Here is a 19,333-nt window from a genome sequence, read left to right on the forward strand (position 1 = left end):
CCTTTGATCGGATGTGCCAATGAACCTCTCCGCCGGGCGCGGCGGCGCGTCAAACGATTCTGACTCTTTCGTGCGAGGCGGAGATGTTCATGGCCTCACGATACTTCGCCACGGTGCGCCGCGCTACTGGGATTCCCGATGTTTTGAGCAGGTCAGCCAGCTTGGCGTCAGAAAGCGGCTTGCGTGGGTTCTCGTCATCGATCAGGCGCCGGATCATGGCCTGGATGGCGGTGCTGGACGCTTCGCCACCGCCGTCGGTGTCGATGCCCGAGGCGAAGAAGGCGCGCAGCGGCAGGGTGCCGCGTGGCGTACGCACATGCTTGCGGGCGATCGCGCGCGACACGGTGGATTCGTGCAGGCCCAGTTCGCCGGCGATCTCGCGCAGGGTCAGCGGGCGCAGTGCCTGTTCGCCGAATTCAAGGAAGCCCGCCTGCTGCTGGATCAGGCTGCGCACCACCCGCAGCAGCGTCTCGCCACGTGCCTGCAGGCCCTTCAGCAGCCAGCGCGCTTCCTGCAGTTGGCCGCGCAGATAACCGGCATCGGCGTCACCGCAGCGACGGATCATCTGCTCGTAACCGCGGTGGATCACCAGCTTGGGGCCGGCATGGGCGGCCAGCGCGGCGCGCCAGATGCCGTTCTGCCGCCACACGACCACGTCCGGCACCACGTAGGTGTCCTGGGCGAGCGGAGCGATCTGGGTACCGGGGCGAGGGTCCAGCGAGCGCAGCAGGGCCACGGCCGTCTCGACCTCGGCCAACGGTTGCTTCAGCTGCTGGGCCAGGCCGGTCACGCCGCTGCGCGGCAGTTGTTCCAGTGGGCCGGCGGCGACCTGCCGGGCCAGGGCCAGGCACGGGGTGTCGACAGGCAGCACGTCCAGCTGCAGTTGCAGGCATTCGCCGAGGCTGCGTGCGGCCACGCCAACGGGGTCGAAGCGTTGGATCTGGTGCAGCACGGTCAGGATTTCGTCTTCACCGGCATGGATCGCCGGCAACAGCGCTTCGGCAATGGCCGAGAGCGGCTCGCGCAGATAGCCATCGTCTTCCAGCGAATCGATCAGCGCGGCGCCGATGCTGCGGTCGCGGTTGGACAGGTGGGTCAGGTGCAGCTGCCACAGCAGGTGGTCGGCAAGGGTTTCGGTTTCGGCGACGCGTTCGGCAGCACTGCCGTTGTCGTCGTCATCATCGAAACTACCGCCGCTGCCGCCACTGCTCCAGTCCAGCTCGGCGGGCGCCCAGTCGTCGCCACTGTTTTCAGCATTGTCGGGCGGGGCGTCATTGTCGCCGCCCGTGTCGTCGCTGCTGGCGTCCTTGTCGACACCGGCGCCTTCGTCGCTGCTGTCGGACCAGTCCAGCAGTGGATTGCTCTCCACCGCCTGGGCGATTTCCAGCTCCAGCTCGGTCGTGGACATCTGCAGCAGCTTGATCGCCTGCTGCAGCTGGGGCGTTAGCACCAGCTGCTGTCCCAACGATGTCTGCAGCCGAGTCTTCATGCCTGTGCCGAACGGAAGGGAGAGGGCCCGGCGGCCGCGGTTACAGCTTGAAGGAATCCCCAAGGTAGACGCGGCGCACGTCGGCGTTGTCCAGGATCGCCTCGGGCGAGCCCTGGGCCAGTACGGTGCCCTCTGCGAGGATATACGCGCGGTCGCAGATTCCCAAGGTCTCGCGCACGTTGTGGTCGGTGATCAGCACACCGATGCCGCGCTGCTTGAGATGGGTGACGATGCGCTGGATTTCGCCGACCGAGATCGGGTCCACACCGGCGAAGGGTTCGTCGAGCAGGATCAGGCGCGGCTTGGCGGCCAGTGCACGCGCGATCTCGCAACGACGGCGTTCACCACCGGACAGGCTGGCACCGAGCTGTTCGGACACGTGCCCCAGCTGCAGTTCGTCGAGCAGGCTGTTCAGTTCGCGCTCGCGGCCAGCCGAATCCAGGTCCTCGCGCAGTTCCAGCACCAGGCGCAGGTTGTCGGCCACGGTCAGCTTCCGGAACACCGACGGTTCCTGCGGCAGGTAACCCACACCCTGCTTGGCGCGGGTGTACATCGGGTCGCCGGTGATGTCCTTGCCGTCCAGCACGATGCTGCCGGCATCGGCACCGACCAGGCCGACGATCATGTAGAAGCAGGTGGTCTTGCCGGCACCGTTGGGACCCAGCAGGCCGACCACTTCGCCGGCGTCCAGGGTCAGCCCGAAGTCCTTGACGACTTCGCGCTGCTTGTAGCGTTTGCGCAGGCCAGTTGCGACGAGCATTACTTCTTGCCTCCCGCCGGCGCCGCAGCCGGGGCGGCCGCGGGCGTCTTGTTCTTCGGCGGAATCACGGTGCGCACGCGGCTGCCATCGCCGCCGGAGTTCATCTCACCGCTGCGGGTGTTGTAGACCATGCGCTGGCCGGCATTGGTGCCGCGCGCGCTGGTGACCTTGTAGTTGCCGGTCAGGGTGATGATCTCGGTGGTGATGTCGTAGTCGATCCGGTCGGCCACCGCATCCATCCAGCTGCCATCGTCGAGCTGCTGCTTCATCTTGGCCTGCTTGCCGGTGAACACCGCACGCACGGCTTCGCCGCCCTTGAGGTAGATCTCGGCCTCGGACGAACGCAGGTCCAGCGTGCCCTGGGTGATGATCACGCCGCCCGACAGCACGGTCTTGCCGTCACCGGTGAGGGTGCCGGACTGCGCGCCGGAATCAATGTTCATCGCTTCATTGCGGTCGGTCGACTTGGCAAAGGCGACAGCGGGGACAAGAAGACTGAGTGCGAGCACGGCTGCAAAGGGAATCTTCATCGGGGTCCGTTCTACCGGTGGTGGGCCTCCGGCGGGACCGGGGGCTGCGGGTGGGGGCTGCCTGCTTCGCGCCTGTCGGGAAGACGTCGCGGGCGGGCGGCGGAATCAGCGCTTGGGCGTGTAACGGCCCTTGGACTGGCTGAGGAAATGATACGTGTTGTTCTTCGAATCCACCTCGAACCCGACGCCGGACTGCTCCATGCCCGGGCGGGTCATGGTCACCAGGGCATCGGTACGGGCTCGGTTGTCCTTCGGGAACACGTCCAGGTGGTCGGTGCGGAAGGTGGTCGGGACCACGCCGGGATCGGCCGGGCTGTCGCCGGCGACGTTGCCCCGCAGCTTCATCTCGTCGCCCTTGGCACTGAGCCAGCCGGTCTCGGCGCGCAGCGTCCAGTGCTTGCCGTCCTTGTCGGGCATTTCGAACAGCGGGGTGGTGATGTTGAGCGTCTGGTCGCCACGCTGGCGTTCCAGCAGGGGCGCGCGCAGGGTGGTCGATTCCTTGCCGTGTTCGTCCAGGGCGACGATCTGGAAGTCGTGCAGGATGTAGTCCACACCGGCGTCCTGGCCTTCGACGACAGGTGCCTTTTCACGGTTGCGCAGCGCGGCCCAGCTGCTCAGCAGGGCCGCCAGCAGCAGGCCCACGCCGAGGATCATCCGCCAGTTCAAGGTGGGGGCATTCATGCGCCGAACCTCGCCAGCACGGCGTCCAGGCGGCCCTGCGCGGCCAGCAGCACGTCGCACAGCTCGCGCGCGGCACCCCGGCCGCCGTCGGCACGGGTGATCCAGTGCACGCGCTCGGCGATCCACGGATGGGCATTGGCCGGGGCCACGGCCAGGCCGACCGCGCCCAGCGGCGCCAGGTCCGGCAGGTCGTCACCCATGAAGGCCACCTGCTCCAGGCCGATGCCGTGCTGCACGCACAGCGCCTGCACGCTGGCCAGCTTGTCGCCGACGGCAATCTGGGTGTCGATGCCCAGGTCGGCGCCGCGCTTGAGCGCGGACTGGCTGTTGCGCGCGGTGATCAGCACGGGGTGGATACCGTGCTGCTGCAGCAGTTTCAGGCCCAGGCCATCCTGCACGAAGTACGCCTTGCTCTCGTTGCCATCCTTGTCGTAGTACAGCCGACCGTCGGTGAGGGTGCCGTCCACGTCGAAGCAGGCCAGGCGGATATTGGCCGCAACGGCATGCAGATGGGCGGGGAAGGCGGGCAGGGGGGACCAGGGCATCAGGGCATCGGACTCGGTGGTTGCGGGCTCGTTGGTACAGACTGAATGGGGTCTACGGACTGTCGGTTAAACCACCCGGGCCCGCAACAGGTCATGAATGTTCAGGGCGCCGACCGCGCGGCCCTCGCTGTCGACCACGATCAGGCCGGTGATCTTGTGGGTTTCCATCAGCCGGGCAGCCTCCACCGCCAGCTTGTCAGCGCTGATGGTGCGAGGTTGCCGGGTCATCACATCGGCGATCCTGGCGGTGCGCACGTCCAGGTCGGTGTCCAGCGCGCGGCGAAGGTCGCCGTCGGTGAACAGGCCGATCAGCACGCCCTGGTCGTCGACCACGGCGGTCATGCCCAGGCGCTTGCGGCTCATCTCCATCAGCGCTTCGCTGAGGCTGGCGCCGACATCGACCTTGGGCAGGTCCTCGCCGGTGTGCATGACGTCGGTGATGTGCAGCAGCAGGCGGCGGCCGAGGCTGCCGGCCGGGTGCGAGCGGGCGAAATCGTCGGCGGTGAAGCCGCGCGCGTCCAGCAGGGCCACCGCCAAGGCGTCGCCCATCGCCAGCGAGGCGGTGGTGCTGGAGGTGGGCGCCAGCGCCAGCGGGCAGGCTTCGGCCGGCACGCTCACATCCAGGTGGAAATCGGCGGCGCTGGCCAGGCTCGACTGCGGGCGGCCGGTCATGGCGATCAGCACATTGCCCTGGCGCTTGAGCACCGGCAGCAACATCAGCAGCTCATCCGATTCACCCGAATAGGACAGGGCCAGCACCACGTCGTCCTCGGTGATCATGCCGAGGTCGCCGTGGCCGGCCTCGCCCGGGTGCACGTAGAACGCCGGGGTGCCGGTGGAGGCCAGGGTGGCGGCGATCTTGCGCGCGACATGGCCGGACTTGCCCATACCGGTGGCGACCACCCGGCCGCGGCTGCCCAGGATCGCCCGGCAGGCCTGCTGGAAGGCGTCGCCGAGGCGGTCGGCCACGGCGTCCAGCGCCTGCCGTTCGATCTCGAACACGCGCCGGCCACTGGCGACCAGGGCGGCTGGGTCGGCGGAACGGGGGGGCAACAGGGATTCGGCCATGCGGACGCCACGCAGCGGAAGTAGAATGGACGCACATTTTATTAGGAAAGCCCGTTGGACGCCGACACCATCCGCAATCTGATCGAAACCGGCCTGCCCGGCGCCCGCGCCGACGTGCAGGGTGACGATGGCGTGCATTTCGAAGCGACCGTGGTCAGCGAGGCCTTTGCCGGCAAGATGCCGCTGGCCCGCCACCGGATGGTGTATGCCACTCTGGGCGACCTGATGGGCGGCGCGATCCACGCGCTCGCATTGAAAACCGTGACCCCGGCCGAAGCCGGCTGAACCGCAGAAGATCCCCAATACATGGCCAAGATCGTTGTGACCGGCGGCGCTGCGCTGCACGGTGAAGTAAGCATCTCCGGCGCCAAGAACGCCGTCCTCCCCATCCTGTGCGCGACCCTGCTGGCCGACGCGCCGGTGGAGATCACCAACGTGCCGCATCTGCATGACGTGGTGACCACGGTGAAGCTGCTGGGCGAACTGGGCGCGAAAGTGACCATCGACCAGGGCACGCTGTCGCGCGGCAGCGCGATCGTGGTCGACCCGCGTCCGGTCAACCAGCATGTGGCGCCGTATGAGCTGGTCAGGACCATGCGCGCCTCGATCCTGGTGCTGGGCCCGCTGCTGGCCCGCTTCGGCGCGGCCGAAGTGTCGCTGCCCGGCGGCTGCGCGATCGGCTCGCGCCCGGTCGACCAGCACATCAAGGGCCTGCAGGCACTGGGTGCCGAGATCGTGGTCGAGAACGGCTTCATCAAGGCCACCGCCAAGCGCCTGAAGGGGGGTCACTTCACCTTCGACATGGTCAGCGTGACCGGTACCGAGAACGTGCTGATGGCTGCCGTACTGGCCGAAGGCACCACCATCCTCGACAACGCGGCGATGGAACCGGAAGTCACCGATCTGGCGCACTGCCTGATCGCACTCGGCGCGAAGATCGAAGGCCTGGGCACCGCGCGCCTGGTCATCGAAGGCGTCGAACGCCTGTCCGGTGGCCGCCATGAAGTGCTGCCCGATCGCATCGAAACCGGCACCTTCCTGGTGGCCGCCGCGATGACCGGTGGCAAGGTCACCGTCAACCGCGCGCGCCCGAACACCATGGACGCGGTGCTGGCCAAGCTGGTGGAAGCCGGCGCGACCATCGAGACCAGCGAAGACAGCATCACCCTGGACATGCACGGCAAGCGGCCGAAGGCGGTCAACCTGACCACCGCGCCGTACCCGGCGTTCCCGACCGACATGCAGGCGCAGTTCATGGCGCTCAACTGCGTGGCCGACGGCGTGGGCGTGATCAACGAAACGATCTTCGAAAACCGTTTCATGCACGTCAACGAACTGCTGCGCCTCGGCGCGGACATCCAGGTGGAAGGCCACACGGCCATCGTGCGCGGTCACGAACGCCTGAGCGGGGCGCCGGTGATGGCGACCGACCTGCGCGCATCGGCATCGCTGATCCTGGCCGGCCTGATGGCCGATGGCGATACCACCATCGATCGCATCTACCACCTTGATCGCGGCTACGAGAACATCGAAGAGAAGCTGTCTTCGCTCGGCGCCACCATCCGGCGCGTGGCCGCATGATCCTGCGCGGCAAATTCAGCCGTCGCCGCAAGGCGCTGTTGGTGCTGGTGTTGATCGTACTGGCGTGGCTGGGCTACGCCTGGTACGCCAACATCGCCATCACCAAGGGCATCGAGCAGAAGGACATGGACTGGAATGGCGATGGCACGGTGACCCGTGACGAGATCATCCAGTCGTTCTACGCGGTGGCGGTGAACGACAGCCAGGACGGCAACCGCCATTGCCGCACCTTTGTGCGTCGATCCACGGGCGAGCAGATCCGGGTGGACTGCCGCACCGAGTTCGCGCCGGCGGAAGCGCCGAAGAAATAAAAAAACGCCCGCGAAAGCGGGCGTTTTTTTGGGACATCCATCCACGCATGGCGTGGATCTACTGGGACGTGAAGTAGATCCACGCCCGTGGATGGCGCGGATCGCCGGTCAGTTCATCGCCTTGATGGTCAGGTCCAGCGCATCGCGACCGCTTTCACGCTGCAGCATGCGCGCCGGCACCGGGAACTCCGGCACGATCCAGGCGATCAGCTCCTTGTTGCCGTCGACGCGCGAGACCTTGGTGGCCTCGTAGCTCTTGCCGCCCACGGTGACCGATTCCTTGCCCACCACGCGGTAGGTCATGTTCTTGACCCGGCCTTCGTCGACCATGCGATAGGTCAGCGGCTTGCCGGCAGCCAGGTCGCGGGCAATGGCCAGGTTGATCAGCAGCGCGTCCATGTCGCCGGCCTTCAGGGCGATCGGTCCGGCGCGATCCGGCTTGATGTCGCCGGTCCAGGTGGCCTGGTTGCTGGTCCAGTTGTAGTTGGCCTGCACATTGCGCTTCTTCACCAGCAACGCCGAGCGATCCTGGCTGCTGAGCGGGCGCAGCTGCCCGCGCACCTCCTCGAACACGGTGGTCTGGCTCAGGTCGGCCAGCTGGTTCTTGACCTGCAGGCTGTAGCGCCACTTGTTGCTGCCTTCGCTGGCCAGGGTCATGCTGCCGTTGGCCTGCATGCCCATGTAGCTGGCCAGGTAGTCGGCCTTGAACGGCTGCAGGGCCATGGCCGGCAGGCTGGCCACCGACAAGGCGGCAGCGGCGATCCAGGTCAGGGGGCGGGTCACGGTGTTCATGCTCAGACTCCTTGGTATTCGATCAGGCGCAGATCGACGCGATCTTCGCCGTCTTCGCGTTGCAGGATGCGCACCGGGGTGGGGACACCGTTGGCGATCCAGAGAATGGTTTCGTTGTTGCCGCCGTTGGTCCGATAGACCCGCAGCGCGTTGTAGGACAGGTCGCCGACCTCGACGTTCTCGGTCTGCGGCGCGGCCTGGTAATCGTGCTGGCGCACCTTGCCCATGTCGACGTAGCGATAGTGCATGGCCGCACCAGGGCGGGCATCGCGCATGATCGCCAGGTTCATCAGCAGGGCGCTCTGGTCGCCGGCCTGCAGCGGAATCGGCTGTGCGCGCTTCTTTTCCACGTCGCCACTCCACTGCGCGGTGCCGGCCTGCCAGTTGTAGGTGCCGACGGCCTTCTTGCCGAGGAACAGGCCCTTGCGCACCGTGCTCTGGCTGAGTGGCGCATAGACACCGTTGCGCTCCTCGAACACGGTGCTCTGTTCGATGTTCAGGCCGAGCACGCTGGCAAAGCCGCGGCGGCCGACTACCTGCATGTCCACCCGCCACTGGTTGCCACCGGTGTGGGTGACCTGCATGGTCGCATCGCCCGCTTCCTTGCTCTTGTAGAAGGCCTGGTAGGTTGCGCTGAACGGCTGCAGCGGCGGCGGCTCCCAGGCCAGTGCAGGCAGCACCGGCGGCGCCACCTCGGCAGGTGCCGGCGCAGCAGGCGCTGTTGCCTGGCCCCAGCCCGCACAGGCGAGGACGGCAAGCGGCAGCAGCAGGGTTGTACGCAGCAGGGACGTGGTCTTCATGGCCGACAGGAACCGCAGGAGGGGAGCAGGATGCCAGCCCCGCAGTCAGCGGGGCGTGTGCACGGGGGTTACCGGTTCAGGTTCCCGGCGGAATCTAGAGCCAAGGGGCTAAACAGGGGGTGACCGTCGAATGTCGGCTGGCCTTCCCGTTCAGCCAGGCGGCCTGCACACAGCAGTTCCAGGGTGGCGATCAGCAGCGGATGCTCCACCGCGAGCACGCGTTCGGCCAGGGTCTGCGCATCATCGCCGGCAAGCACCGGAACCCGCGCCTGCGCCAGCACCGCGCCGGCATCCAGTTCCGGCACCACCAGGTGCACGCTGGCGCCGTGCTCGCTATCGCCGGCCTCAAGCGCCCGTGCATGGGTGTGCAGGCCCTTGTGCAGCGGCAGCAGCGAGGGATGGATGTTGACCAGGCGGCCATTGAACCGCTGTACGAAATCGGCACCGAGGATACGCATGTAGCCGGCGCAGACGATCCAGTCCGGAGCACATGCTGCCAGCGCATCACCCAGCGCCTGCTCGTAGGCGGCGCGGTCGCTGAACTCCTTCGGCGCATGCCCCCAGCGTCGATCCGCTGCCACCCGCTCCAGTGCGGTCGCATCGGGGCGGTCGGAGAACACGCCGACAATCTCGGCCTGCAGTCGCCCTGCCGCGATGGCGTCGACAATGGCCTGCAGGTTGCTGCCGCGACCGGAGGCCAGCACGGCGATTCGGCAGATGCTCATCGCCCCGCGCTCCGGCGCACCAACGGCCACAGCAACAGGCTGCCCAGGGTCGCCAGCAGCATGTCCGCATGCGCGTCCCACATGTCGCCCTGCTGGCCGTTGTAGGCCTCGGCCGCTTCCGGCGACAGGGCAAGGGCGATGCCCCATTCCAGCCACTCATACGCCAGGCTGGAACACATCACTGCCATCACCGCCAAGGTGAAGGCCTGGCCGATGCGCAGTGCAGGCCAGAAGCGTCGCGCCAGCTGCAGCAACGCCGGCGTGAAGCAGACGCCATAGAGGAAGTGGATCAGGCGATCGAAGTGGTTGCGCTGCCAGCCAAAGGCGGCATCCGGCGACCATCCGAGCAGCGACTGCAGCCAGGCATCATAGGGAACGTTGGAATACAGCCAGCGCGCGGCCACGCAGTGGATGGCGATGAAGCCGCAGATGGCGATGAACGCGCCGTTGTCCAGCTGCCAGCGCCGGTCCACCCACCACAGGGCGAGCAGGCCGATCACGGTCAGCGAGCTGTGCAGGGCCTGCTCGAGCGGCCACAGCGGATGGATCCAGGTTGCTGCGAATATGCACAACACCGCAGCCAGCGCGACCTTCTTCGGTCCCGACAGTGAGTGGGTGGCGCGGTTGCTGGCGAGCGTGGAGGCGGCGGGCGTGGACATGTCGGAGCGATCAGCAGAAGGGACGGAACATGCGCCTGCCAGCTCAGACGCTGACGTGGTCGCCGCGGTCGAACAGTGCGGCGATCTCCGGCTTGCGCAGGAAATACACCGCGTAGGCGGTCAGCGCCATGCCCAGCGGGCCGGCCATCACCGCGGCCCAGGCCGCGCCGCGACACCAGGCCAGATTACTGCGCTGGCCAAGCAGCCGCGCGGTGCGCAACTGCAGGAAGCCCAGCCCGATGGCCAGCAGCGACACCGCGCCGTACACCGTCGCCAGCACCGCGCCGTCATCCATGCCGCGTTCGAAGGCGACGATGCCGACAAAACCGAGGAACACCAGCGCTGCCAGCCAATGGAAGCCTGCCAGTGCATAGAACAGGATCTTCAGGTTGTGCAGGTGGCTGGCGGTCTGCAGATCGGCCAGGGTCTGTCGTGGCAGCGGCGGTGGGTTCATTCCATCGCTCATGCCACACCCGCCTGGCCAGCGAAGGCGGCCTTCACCTGCGGGCGCAGCAGCACGACCAGGGTGAACACGCCGAGGATGGTGCCGATGGGGGTGAACAGGCACGACAGCCCGGCCACGATCATGCACAACAGGTAGCGGCGCTGCTGCGACAGGCAGCGGCCGGCATAGGCGACAAAGCCGGCCAGGGTCAGCCCGCCGAGCACGATGCAGAAACCCATCACGGTGAACAGCCAGCCGACGAACTGCTGTTCTTCCGGCGAAGACGGTTCACCGCCGGACTTCATCGGCAGCGAGCCGGACAGCATGGCGATACCCAGCACGATGTGCAGGATGAAGATCAGCGAGAACACCGCCATCAGACCGGCGACCACGTAGTGGCCGATTGCCAGCTGGCGCAGCTGGGTGGCGTCCTGCGGGCCGAACACCGGCACGGCCGGGTTCGGCGGCAGCACCGGCGGAGCCGGCGTCGTCGACAAGGGAGTGGGTGCGTCCATGCGGGTTCCTTTGTCCAGTGGATCAGGCGATGTGGACGCGTTCGCCGCCCTGGGCGGTGACCACCTGGCCGATCGTCCAGTGCTCCAGGCCCTGCGCCTTGACCGCGGCGGACACGGCCTCCAGCTGGTCCGGGGCGACGATCAGCACGAAGCCGATGCCGCAGTTGAAGGTGCGCCACATCTCGCTGTCGGCCACCGCGCCTTCCTTCTGCAGCCACTGGAACACCGGCGGCAGGGTCCACGACGAGGCCTGGATGTCCAGGCCGAGGCCCTCGGGCACCACGCGGATGATGTTCTCGGTCAGGCCGCCACCGGTGATGTGGGCCATGCCGTGGATGGCATCGCCGTGTGACTTCAGCAGCGACAGGATCGGCTTGACGTACAGGCGGGTGGGGGCCATCAGCGCATCGACCAGCTTGACCCCGCCTTCCAGTTCCAGCTCGGCCGGGCGGCCGGCGCGGTCGTAGATGCGACGGACCAGCGAATAGCCATTGGAGTGCGGGCCGGAGGAGGCGATGCCGATCAGCACGTCGCCTTCGGCGACATGGGCGCCGTCCTTCAGCTCGCTCTTTTCGACGGCAGCGACGGTGAAGCCGGCCAGGTCGTACTCGCCCGGCGCGTACATGTCGGGCATCTCGGCGGTTTCGCCGCCGATCAGGGCGCAGCCGGCCTCGGTGCAGCCATTGGCGATGCCGCCCACGACCGCGGCGGCGGTATCGATGTCCAGCTTGCCGGTGGCGAAGTAGTCCAGGAAGAACAGCGGCTCGGCGCCCTGCACCAGCACGTCGTTCACGCACATGGCGACCAGGTCGATGCCGATCGTATCGTGGCGGTTCAGCTGGTGGGCCAGCTTCAGCTTGGTGCCGACGCCGTCGGTACCCGACACCAGCACCGGCTCGCGGTACTTGTTGGACAGGTCGAACAGGGCGCCGAAGCCACCCAGGCCGCCCATCACCTCCGGACGGAAGCTGCGCTTGACCAGGGGCTTGATCCGCTCGACCAGCTCGTTGCCGGCGTCGATGTCGACACCCGCGTCACGGTAGGTGAGGGGGGAAGGGGCGGAAGACGGGCTGTTGGTCACGGGCGTCGGCGCTGGCAGGGGTTGAATCGCCGATTTTAACAGGCCGCATTGGCGCAAAGGCCGTATTCGGGCAACAATTCCCCCCGGATACGTCGAGCCAATGGATGTCCTGATGCGCCGCAGCCTGTTTTTGACCCTGCTCCTTGCGCTGTGCCTGCCGGTGGCCACGATGGCCCAGAGCGGCATGCGAACCGAGGGGGATGTTGCCACTGCCAGTGGTGCGTACGAGGCCGAAGTGCCCGTCAACAGCCAAGCCGAGGCTGACCGCAACGGTGCACTTGCCCGCGCGTTGAGCGTTGTACTGGGCAAATTGTCCGGCGATCGCAGCGTCATGTCGCGCCCCGGCGTGGCGCAGGCGTTGCGCAATGCCAAGGACTATGTGGCCAGCTACGACTACAAGCAGGACCAGAGCGTGGGCGCCAGCGGTGCGCCGAGCTTCCGTACCCTGCTGGTCGCGCGCTTCCGCGAGGATGACGTGGACGGGCTGGTGTCGGCGCTGGGCCTGCCGCTGTGGCCGCAGCCACGACCGAAGCCGGTGCTGTGGCTGGCCGTTGATGACGGCAGCGGTCCGCGTCTGGTCAGCGTGCAGCAGGCCAATGCCGCGCGGCCGTTGCTGAGCCGGGCCATCGAGCGCGGCTACAAGCTCGGCCTGCCCAGTGGTGGCGCCGCCGAGCAGGCCCTGGCCGGTGCCATCTGGCGCCAGGACAGCGCTGCCGTTGCCCGCGCCTCGTCGCGCTATTCGCCGCCGATGCAGTTGATCGGCAAGCTCTACCGCGCCAATGGCGGCTGGCAGGCGGACTGGGTGTTCGTCGACAACGGCCGTGAACTGAACAAGTGGACCAGCAAGGATGCCAACGCGATGCGCGCGATGGCTGCCGGTGCCGATGGCGCTGCCGACGCGCTGGTCAAGCGTTATGCCAAGGCCGGTGCGGCCACCGGCCAGGCGGGCACCTACCGCGTGGTGGTGACCGGCATCAACAGCGCGGACGAATACCTGCGCCTGGCTGCCGGCCTGCGTGAAGTGGCCGTGGTGCGCAACGTTACCCCGCTGCGTGCGACCGCCGATCATCTGGAACTGAATCTGGAAATGACCACCGGCCTGGCCGGCTTCAACCGCATGCTCGGCGACAACGGCGTGCTGGTGCCGTCGGCGACCCTGCCGGCCCTGCCGACGCCGATCGACGATACGACCGGTGCACCGGCACCGGCGCCGGTCAGCAACGAGTACCGCCTGCGATGATCCTGTCCCCGGAAGCGGAAATCGCGCAGTTCCTGCGTCGGCTGAAGTACATCCTGCTGGCGGGCCTGATCGGCTGGATCGTCTGGCTGCTGGCACCGATCCTGACCCCGTTCGTGCTGGCGCTGGCGCTGGCCTGGCTGGGCGATCCGCTGGTGGACCGCATCGAGGCCACCGGCCGCTCGCGCATGACCGGCGTGGTGCTGGTGTTCGTGGCGATGGTGCTGGTGATCGTCGCGCTGCTGCTGGTGCTGGTGCCGATGATCGAGCGCCAGATCACGACCTTGATCGCAGCGGCGCCGCAGGCGCAGGCCTGGTTGATGGAGAAGGGCATTCCCTGGTTCGAGCAGAAGACCGGGCTGGAAGTGATGCAGTGGATGGACCCGGACCGACTGATCGAGTGGGTGCGCAGCCATTGGCAGCAGGCCGGCGGGTTCGCAACGACCTTCATGGGCTACGTATCGCGCTCGGGCTTCACGGTGGTCACCTGGGTGGTCAACCTGTTGCTGCTGCCGATCCTGGCGTTCTACTTTCTGCGCGATTGGGACAAGCTGGTCGAGCGCGTGGCATCGGTGATTCCGCGCAACCAGATCGGCACGATCACCGCGCTGGCGCGTGAATCCAATGAAGTGCTCGGTGCGTTCATCCGCGGGCAGTTCCTGGTGATGCTGGCGCTGGGCGTGATCTACGCCGGTGGCCTGTCGCTGGTCGGGCTCAAGCTGGGCCTGTTGATCGGCCTGATCGCCGGCCTGATCAGCTTCATTCCCTACCTGGGCGCGACTACCGGCATCCTGATGGCGATCGTGGCTGCGCTGGTGCAGGCGCAGGGGTTCGACCTGAAGCTGCTGATCCTGGTCGGCGTGGTGTTCACCGTCGGCCAGCTGCTGGAGAGCTACGTGCTGACCCCGCGCATCGTCGGCGACAAGATCGGCCTGCACCCGGTGGCGGTGATCTTCGCGGTGATGGCCGGTGGCCAGCTGTTCGGCTTCCTCGGCATGCTGCTGGCACTGCCGGTGGCGGCGGTGAGCAACGTTCTGTTGCGCTATGCGCACCAGCGCTACCGGCAGAGTGAGCTGTATGCCGGCGAGAAGCCCGCGATCGTGCTTGATGGCGTGATCGACCAGCCCCATATCATCGTGCCTGGCAATGACAAGGGTCCGGAACTGAAGTGATTGGTGTGCCGCAACTTCCGCTGGCCCTGCATTACCCGCGGGATCAGCGCCTGGAGAGCTTCATCGGTGCGCCGGACGGCGCGCTGGCGCAGCTGCGTGCCATCGCGGTAGGGGCCAGCCACGATTGGATCTACCTGGAAGGCGCGGCCGGCACCGGCAAGACCCATCAGGCGCTGGCGATGTGTTCCAGCGCCGAGCAGGCCGGGCGCCTGCCGACCTACGTGCCGCTGGCCAGTGTGGTTGGCCGGGTGCGGGTGGCGCTGGAAGGACTGGAGCAGCGCGAGCTGGTGGCGCTGGATGGCCTGGATGCGGTGGCGGGCAACCGCGAGGACGAAATCGCGCTGTTCGATTTCCATAACCGCGCGCGCGCTGCCGACGTGACGGTGCTGTACACCGCGCAGAAGTCGCCCGGCGAACTGGGTCTGGTGTTGCCGGACCTGCGTTCGCGCCTGGGCCAATGCGTGCGCGTGCTGCTGCAGCCGCTGGACGAGGAAGGCCGAGCAGCGGTGCTGCGCGAGCGCGCGCTGCGCCGTGGGCTGGCGATCGACGAGGCCGCCATCGAGTGGCTGCTGTCGCACACCGGCCGCGAGCTGGGTGGGCTGATCACGCTGCTGGATTGGCTGGATCGCGAATCGCTGGCGGCGAAGCGGCGGATCACCGTGCCGTTCCTGCGCCAGGTACTGGAAGAAGGCCGTCCTCGTTACTGAGGGATGTTGTTCGGCAGGGCTGCGCCCTGCACCCGCCGAAGCCAGGGCAACGTCAACGTCAACGTCAAAAGCGGGCTATCCGTGGGATGGCGGGGTGGCTCAGGTTGCGGGGGACGGCGCAAGTACGTCCATGTAGCCTCGGTCGCGCCATCCATGGCGCTCACGCCCCCGCAACCTGAGCCACCCCGCCTTCGACAGGTTCCCGCGATCTGTCGGGACCGCGTACTGCACTGCTGTTGGTGGGTGTCGACCTTGGTCGACACGTGTCTTGCTTGTGGTGGGTGACGACCGTTGGTCGTCACCAGAGCAAGCGTAGCGAAGTGACCCGCTTCTGCTTTTCTTTCTTTTTCCGTGGCTGGACGCACACGGAAACTGTCAGAGGCCGGGCGGGGTGGGCTGCGCAGGGGCGTGAGCCGCATGGATGCGGCGACCGAGCTTGCAGGGACGTACTTGCAGCGCCCCCTGCGCAGCCCATCCCGCCCGGCCAAGCAAGGCTTCTGCTCTGAAGACGTCCAACCACGAGGGGCTCAGCCGTTCGCGGCCAACTCAACGTCCAGCGCACGCAGGCGATCAACGGTCCCGACATCCGTCCAGCGACCGCGATGATGCTGACCGCTGATCCGCCCCTGTGCCATGAAATGCTTCTGCAACGGCACCACCGAAAACTTCGGTGGCACGCGCTCGCTGCCAGGTGCCTCGCCGATCACCGCGCGCCAATCGGCCACGATCGACGGACGATAGACGCCGATGCCGGCATAGGTCAGGCACGGACCTTCGCGGTCGTGGTGCAGCACGCCGTGCGCGTCCAGCCGGTAGTCACCGGCGGGGTGCTGTGCCGGGTTGTCGACCAGCACCAGATGCGCTTCGCCGGCCGGTTCACGCGGCAGCGTGGCGAAATCGAAATCGGTCCAGATATCGCCGTTCACCACCAGGAACGGATCGTCCCCCAGCGCCGGTAGCGCATTGAGGATGCCGCCACCGGTTTCCAGCGGGGTATCGCCTTCGTGCATGAAATGCAGCTGCAGGCCCCATTGGCGACCATCGCCCAATGTCGCCGGAAACTGCTCGGCGAGCCAAGCGGTGTTGATCACCACGTCGCGGATGCCGAATGCAGCCAATCGCTCCAGGTGCCACACGATCAGTGGTTTGCCGGCCACTGCCAGCAGCGGCTTGGGCGTGTGCAGGGTCAATGGACGCATGCGCTCGCCCAGGCCGGCGGCGAAAATCAGTGCCTTCATCGACGCGACCTTCAGCGCAGCACGCGCATCGGCGCGGCCAGCTCGGCCAGTGCCGGCTTGATCCGCATTTCCAGCAACTGCTGCAACGGTGCCAGTTCGCGGTAGCGCGGCAGCACTTCATCCAGGTAGGCGATGAAGCGCGGTGCGTCGTCCAGGTAGTGGCCCTTGTTGTCGCGGTAGCGCAGGCGGCAGAACAGGCCGAGGATCTTCACGTGGCGCTGGATGCCCATCCAGTCGGCATCGCGCAGGAAGGTGGCACGGTCGGGTACCGGCAGGCCGGCATCACGCGCGCGCTGGTGATACTGCGACAGCCATTCGTCCACGCGCTGCAGCGGCCAGCTCAGGAAGGCATCCTTGAACAGACTCACCGCGTCGTAGGCGATCGGGCCACGCACCAGATCCTGGAAATCCAGCACGGCCGGGCCGCCGTCCACCGGCATCAGGTTGCGCGGCATGTAGTCGCGGTGGGTCATCAGCTGGGCCTGGCCCAGCGCGTTGTCCATCAGCCGGCGGTGGACCAGCTGCAGGCCTTCGATCTCGCCGCAGTCCAGTTCAAGGCCAAGATGGCGCTGCAGGAACCACTCATCGAACAGGCCGGCATCACGCTGCAGCAGCGCTTCGCCGAACTGGCCGAAATCGGCCGGCACCGGGATGGCCTGCAGGCGCAGCAGCTGCTCGATGGAGCGGCTGAACCACGCGTCGGCATTGCGTTCGTCGAGGATCTTCGCCAGCGTCGGGCCGCCCAGGTCTTCCAGCAGCAGGAAGCCGGCGTCGAGGTCCTGGGCAAGCAGCGCGGGTACGCGCAGGCCGTGATCGTGCAGCAGGCCACGCATGCGCAGCCACGGGGTGGGGTCTTCCAGCCCCGGCGGGGCGTCCATCACGATGTGGCTGCCGCGCTGGCTGGTGGTGCGCCAGTAGCTGCGCATGCCGGCGTCGACCGAGGCGCGTTCGACCACGGCGTTGCCGTCGTCGAGCTGGGTACGGGCCCACTGCAGGCGCTGTGCGCTGCGCTGGGGATCAGAGGCGGGTTCGGTCATGCAGGCATATCCGGGCGCGCCGGGCGCGCCAACGTCGGGGCAGAATGAAAAAGGAGGTGGCGGCTCAGCGGCGCCCGCTGAACAGGCGCAGGATCGCCAGCACGACGACCGCGCCCACGACCGCGCCGAGGAAGCCGGCCGGTTCACCGGGTGCGTACCAGCCCATGTACTGGCCGAACCAGCCGGCCAGCAGCGCGCCGATGATGCCCAGCACGATGGTCAACAGGCAGCCCATGCGGTTGTTGCCGGGCATGAAGAAGCGTCCCAGCAGGCCGACGAAGAAGCCGACCAGGATGATGTAGAGCCAGCTGGTGCTGCCAAACAGACCGTTCATGCCATCAGTGCTCTCGAAGGATGGACGCAGCCTAGCAAGGCCGGGCTGCGTCCGTCACTGCGTGCTGGATCAGCAGCAGCCGTGGTCGCCGTTGCGGGTGCCACTGTCGGCGGCCACCGGCGAACCGCTGGTCTCGCCACGCAGGCTTGCCGCGTAGTGCTCGCTGATCACCTTGGACACGCATGAGGTGACCTTCTTGCCCATCGGAATGTGCAGGAACTCGTTCGGGCCGTGGGCGTTGGAGTGCGGGCCGAGCACGCCGGTGATCATGAACTGGGCGCCCGGGAACTTCTCGCCCAGCATGCCCATGAACGGGATCGAGCCGCCTTCGCCCATGTACATCGCCGGCTTGCCGAAGAAGGTCTGGCTGGCATCGTCGATGGCCTTGGTCAGCCACGGTGCCATCGCCGGCGCGTTCCAGCCGGTGGAGGCCTTTTCCAGGTCCAGGGTGACCTGCGCGCCGTTCGGCGGATCGCGCAGCAGTGCTTCCTTCAGCAGCTCGCCGCAGGTCTTGCCATCGGCAGTCGGCGGCAGGCGCAGCGACAGCTTCACCGCGGTATGCGGGCGCAGCACGTTGCCGGCCGATTCCAGCGGCGGCATGCCGCCGATGCCGGTCACCGACAGGGCAGGGCGCCAGGTACGGTTGAGCACCAGCTCGGTCAGGTCGTCGTTCATCGGCTTGAGGCCGTCGACCAGCGGGAATTTCTCGAAGATCGCGGTATCAACCACGTCGGCGGCACGCTTGGCCTGTTCCAGGCGCTCGGCCGGAATCTCCACGTTCATGCCCTCGATCAGGATGCGGCCGGTGTCCTGGTCCTCGATGCGCGACAGCAGCTGGCGCAGCAGGCGGAAGCTGGACGGCACCACGCCGGAGGCATCACCGGAGTGCACGCCCTCGTTGAGCACCTTCACCGAGAAGTTGCCGCCGGTCAGGCCGCGCAGCGAGGTGGTGCACCACAGCTGGTCGTAGTTGGCGCAACCCGAATCCAGGCAGACCACCAGCGACGGCTTGCCGATGCGGTCAGCCAGGTGGTCGACGTAGGCCGGCAGGTCGTAGCTGCCCGACTCTTCACAGGCTTCGATCAGCACCACGCAGCGGGCGTGCGGCAGGCCCTGGGCCTGCAGCGCCAGCACGGCGGCCAGCGAGCCGAAGATGGCGTAACCGTCATCGGCACCGCCACGGCCATACAGCTTGTCGCCGCGCAGGACCGGGGTCCACGGGCCCAGGTCGTCGTCCCAGCCGGTCATCTCCGGCTGCTTGTCCAGGTGGCCGTAGAGCAAGATGGTGTCGTCGCCGGTTTCGGCGCCGGTAGCCGGAATTTCCAGCAGAATCAGCGGGGTACGGCCTTCCAGACGCACCACCTCGACCTTCAGGCCGGGCAGCTCCTGCGCCTTGGCCCAGGTTTCCATCAGGGTGACCGCCTGCTCCATGTAGCCGTTCTGCACCCAATTGGCGTCGAACATCGGCGACTTGTTGGGGATGCGGATGTAGTCGACCAACTGCGGGACGATTTCGCTGTCCCACTTGTCATTGACGAATTGGCCGAGCTTGGCGCTGTCCATCTGAAACTCCGGTTGCATGGCTGATCCGCCCATTCTACGCCTCGGTCAAGGGTAGGGTTTTCC

The 19,333-nt window shown here is 67.1% G+C and carries 23 protein-coding genes; 6 read left to right on the top strand and 17 right to left on the bottom strand.

Features of this window, described 5'->3' with window-relative positions; genetic code table 11:
• Window positions 1-49 precede the first annotated feature (49 nt).
• From CR156_RS02145 to CR156_RS02170, 6 genes are all read right to left on the bottom strand, one after another.
• Window positions 50-1,489 carry an RNA polymerase factor sigma-54 gene (locus tag CR156_RS02145; protein ID WP_100551732.1) on the bottom strand — a complete coding sequence of 480 codons (1,440 nt, stop codon included), beginning with the start codon at window positions 1,487-1,489 and terminating at the stop codon, window positions 50-52.
• A gap of 40 nt (window positions 1,490-1,529) precedes the next feature.
• Entirely contained in the window at window positions 1,530-2,249 is a 720-nt protein-coding gene (lptB, locus tag CR156_RS02150; protein ID WP_025874019.1) for an LPS export ABC transporter ATP-binding protein, read from the bottom strand.
• Window positions 2,249-2,779, bottom strand: a complete 531-nt coding sequence (gene lptA, locus CR156_RS02155; protein WP_099819263.1) for a lipopolysaccharide transport periplasmic protein LptA — start codon at window positions 2,777-2,779, stop codon at window positions 2,249-2,251. Before lptA ends, lptB begins: the two co-directional genes overlap by 1 nt.
• Window positions 2,780-2,884: 105 nt before the next feature.
• On the bottom strand, window positions 2,885-3,460 hold the full coding sequence (gene lptC, locus CR156_RS02160; protein WP_089239303.1) for an LPS export ABC transporter periplasmic protein LptC: 576 nt from the start codon (window positions 3,458-3,460) through the stop codon (window positions 2,885-2,887).
• Complete coding sequence (locus CR156_RS02165; RefSeq protein WP_089239305.1) at window positions 3,457-4,005, bottom strand: KdsC family phosphatase; 549 nt, start codon at window positions 4,003-4,005, stop codon at window positions 3,457-3,459. Before CR156_RS02165 ends, lptC begins: the two co-directional genes overlap by 4 nt.
• 66 nt (window positions 4,006-4,071) lie before the next feature.
• Window positions 4,072-5,073 (bottom strand): KpsF/GutQ family sugar-phosphate isomerase, encoded by a 1,002-nt coding sequence (locus CR156_RS02170; protein WP_100551733.1) that lies wholly within the window; start codon window positions 5,071-5,073, stop codon window positions 4,072-4,074.
• 54 nt (window positions 5,074-5,127) lie between these two features.
• Between CR156_RS02170 and CR156_RS02175 the strand changes: the two genes are divergently transcribed.
• Genes CR156_RS02175 through CR156_RS02185 form a run of 3 tightly spaced genes read left to right on the top strand, consistent with a single transcriptional unit; the run spans window position 5,128 to window position 6,965 of the window.
• A complete protein-coding gene (locus CR156_RS02175; RefSeq protein WP_089239309.1) occupies window positions 5,128-5,358 on the top strand; it encodes a BolA family protein in 231 nt (76 codons plus the stop codon).
• Between the two features lie 21 nt (window positions 5,359-5,379).
• Window positions 5,380-6,654, top strand: coding sequence for a UDP-N-acetylglucosamine 1-carboxyvinyltransferase (gene murA / locus CR156_RS02180; RefSeq protein WP_100551734.1), 1,275 nt, complete (start codon window positions 5,380-5,382; stop codon window positions 6,652-6,654).
• Window positions 6,651-6,965, top strand: coding sequence for a hypothetical protein (locus CR156_RS02185; protein ID WP_100551735.1), 315 nt, complete (start codon window positions 6,651-6,653; stop codon window positions 6,963-6,965). Before murA ends, CR156_RS02185 begins: the two co-directional genes overlap by 4 nt.
• Window positions 6,966-7,073: 108 nt before the next feature.
• On the opposite strand, the gene CR156_RS02190 is transcribed toward CR156_RS02185, so the two are convergent.
• The 7 genes from CR156_RS02190 to purM all read right to left on the bottom strand — a co-directional run bounded on the left by CR156_RS02190 (window position 7,074) and on the right by purM (window position 11,982).
• The gene (locus CR156_RS02190; RefSeq protein WP_100551736.1) at window positions 7,074-7,757 is read right to left on the bottom strand and encodes a DUF3108 domain-containing protein; all 684 of its coding nucleotides are present in this window, start codon (window positions 7,755-7,757) and stop codon (window positions 7,074-7,076) included.
• 2 nt (window positions 7,758-7,759) lie between these two features.
• Window positions 7,760-8,557: a DUF3108 domain-containing protein gene (locus tag CR156_RS02195; protein WP_100551737.1), complete on the bottom strand. Its 798-nt coding sequence runs from the start codon at window positions 8,555-8,557 to the stop codon at window positions 7,760-7,762.
• A gap of 68 nt (window positions 8,558-8,625) precedes the next feature.
• Window positions 8,626-9,282 (bottom strand): phosphoribosylglycinamide formyltransferase, encoded by a 657-nt coding sequence (gene purN / locus CR156_RS02200; protein WP_100551738.1) that lies wholly within the window; start codon window positions 9,280-9,282, stop codon window positions 8,626-8,628.
• Complete coding sequence (locus CR156_RS02205; RefSeq protein ID WP_409349563.1) at window positions 9,279-9,890, bottom strand: DUF2238 domain-containing protein; 612 nt, start codon at window positions 9,888-9,890, stop codon at window positions 9,279-9,281. Before CR156_RS02205 ends, purN begins: the two co-directional genes overlap by 4 nt.
• Window positions 9,891-9,984: 94 nt before the next feature.
• Window positions 9,985-10,407 carry a hypothetical protein gene (locus CR156_RS02210; RefSeq protein ID WP_100551740.1) on the bottom strand — a complete coding sequence of 141 codons (423 nt, stop codon included), beginning with the start codon at window positions 10,405-10,407 and terminating at the stop codon, window positions 9,985-9,987.
• Entirely contained in the window at window positions 10,404-10,901 is a 498-nt protein-coding gene (locus CR156_RS02215) for a hypothetical protein (protein ID WP_100551741.1), read from the bottom strand. The genes CR156_RS02210 and CR156_RS02215 overlap by 4 nt, the downstream gene beginning before the upstream one ends.
• A 22-nt stretch (window positions 10,902-10,923) precedes the next feature.
• On the bottom strand, window positions 10,924-11,982 hold the full coding sequence (gene purM, locus CR156_RS02220; protein WP_100551742.1) for a phosphoribosylformylglycinamidine cyclo-ligase: 1,059 nt from the start codon (window positions 11,980-11,982) through the stop codon (window positions 10,924-10,926).
• Between the two features lie 112 nt (window positions 11,983-12,094).
• On the opposite strand from purM, the gene CR156_RS02225 reads away from it, so the two are divergent.
• From CR156_RS02225 to hda, 3 genes are read left to right on the top strand one after another with little or no spacing between them, the layout of a single operon-like run.
• A complete protein-coding gene (locus CR156_RS02225) occupies window positions 12,095-13,222 on the top strand; it encodes a DUF2066 domain-containing protein (RefSeq protein ID WP_223482051.1) in 1,128 nt (375 codons plus the stop codon).
• Entirely contained in the window at window positions 13,219-14,391 is a 1,173-nt protein-coding gene (locus CR156_RS02230) for an AI-2E family transporter (RefSeq protein ID WP_100551743.1), read from the top strand. The genes CR156_RS02225 and CR156_RS02230 overlap by 4 nt, the downstream gene beginning before the upstream one ends.
• Window positions 14,391-15,098: a DnaA regulatory inactivator Hda gene (hda, locus tag CR156_RS02235; protein ID WP_089241202.1), complete on the top strand. Its 708-nt coding sequence runs from the start codon at window positions 14,391-14,393 to the stop codon at window positions 15,096-15,098. The genes CR156_RS02230 and hda overlap by 1 nt, the downstream gene beginning before the upstream one ends.
• 527 nt (window positions 15,099-15,625) lie before the next feature.
• Here hda and murU read toward each other — a convergent pair.
• The 4 genes from murU to CR156_RS02260 form a co-directional block, all read right to left on the bottom strand.
• A complete protein-coding gene (gene murU / locus CR156_RS02245; protein WP_100551744.1) occupies window positions 15,626-16,336 on the bottom strand; it encodes an N-acetylmuramate alpha-1-phosphate uridylyltransferase MurU in 711 nt (236 codons plus the stop codon).
• A gap of 11 nt (window positions 16,337-16,347) precedes the next feature.
• A complete protein-coding gene (locus CR156_RS02250) occupies window positions 16,348-17,373 on the bottom strand; it encodes an aminoglycoside phosphotransferase family protein (protein WP_100551745.1) in 1,026 nt (341 codons plus the stop codon).
• Between the two features lie 64 nt (window positions 17,374-17,437).
• A complete protein-coding gene (locus CR156_RS02255) occupies window positions 17,438-17,707 on the bottom strand; it encodes a GlsB/YeaQ/YmgE family stress response membrane protein (protein WP_089239335.1) in 270 nt (89 codons plus the stop codon).
• 69 nt (window positions 17,708-17,776) lie between these two features.
• Window positions 17,777-19,270 carry a M20 family metallopeptidase gene (locus CR156_RS02260; protein ID WP_100463586.1) on the bottom strand — a complete coding sequence of 498 codons (1,494 nt, stop codon included), beginning with the start codon at window positions 19,268-19,270 and terminating at the stop codon, window positions 17,777-17,779.
• Window positions 19,271-19,333 lie beyond the last annotated feature (63 nt).

The organism is Stenotrophomonas lactitubi (assembly GCF_002803515.1).
In the GTDB taxonomy this organism is placed as follows: Bacteria; Pseudomonadota; Gammaproteobacteria; order Xanthomonadales; family Xanthomonadaceae; genus Stenotrophomonas; species Stenotrophomonas lactitubi.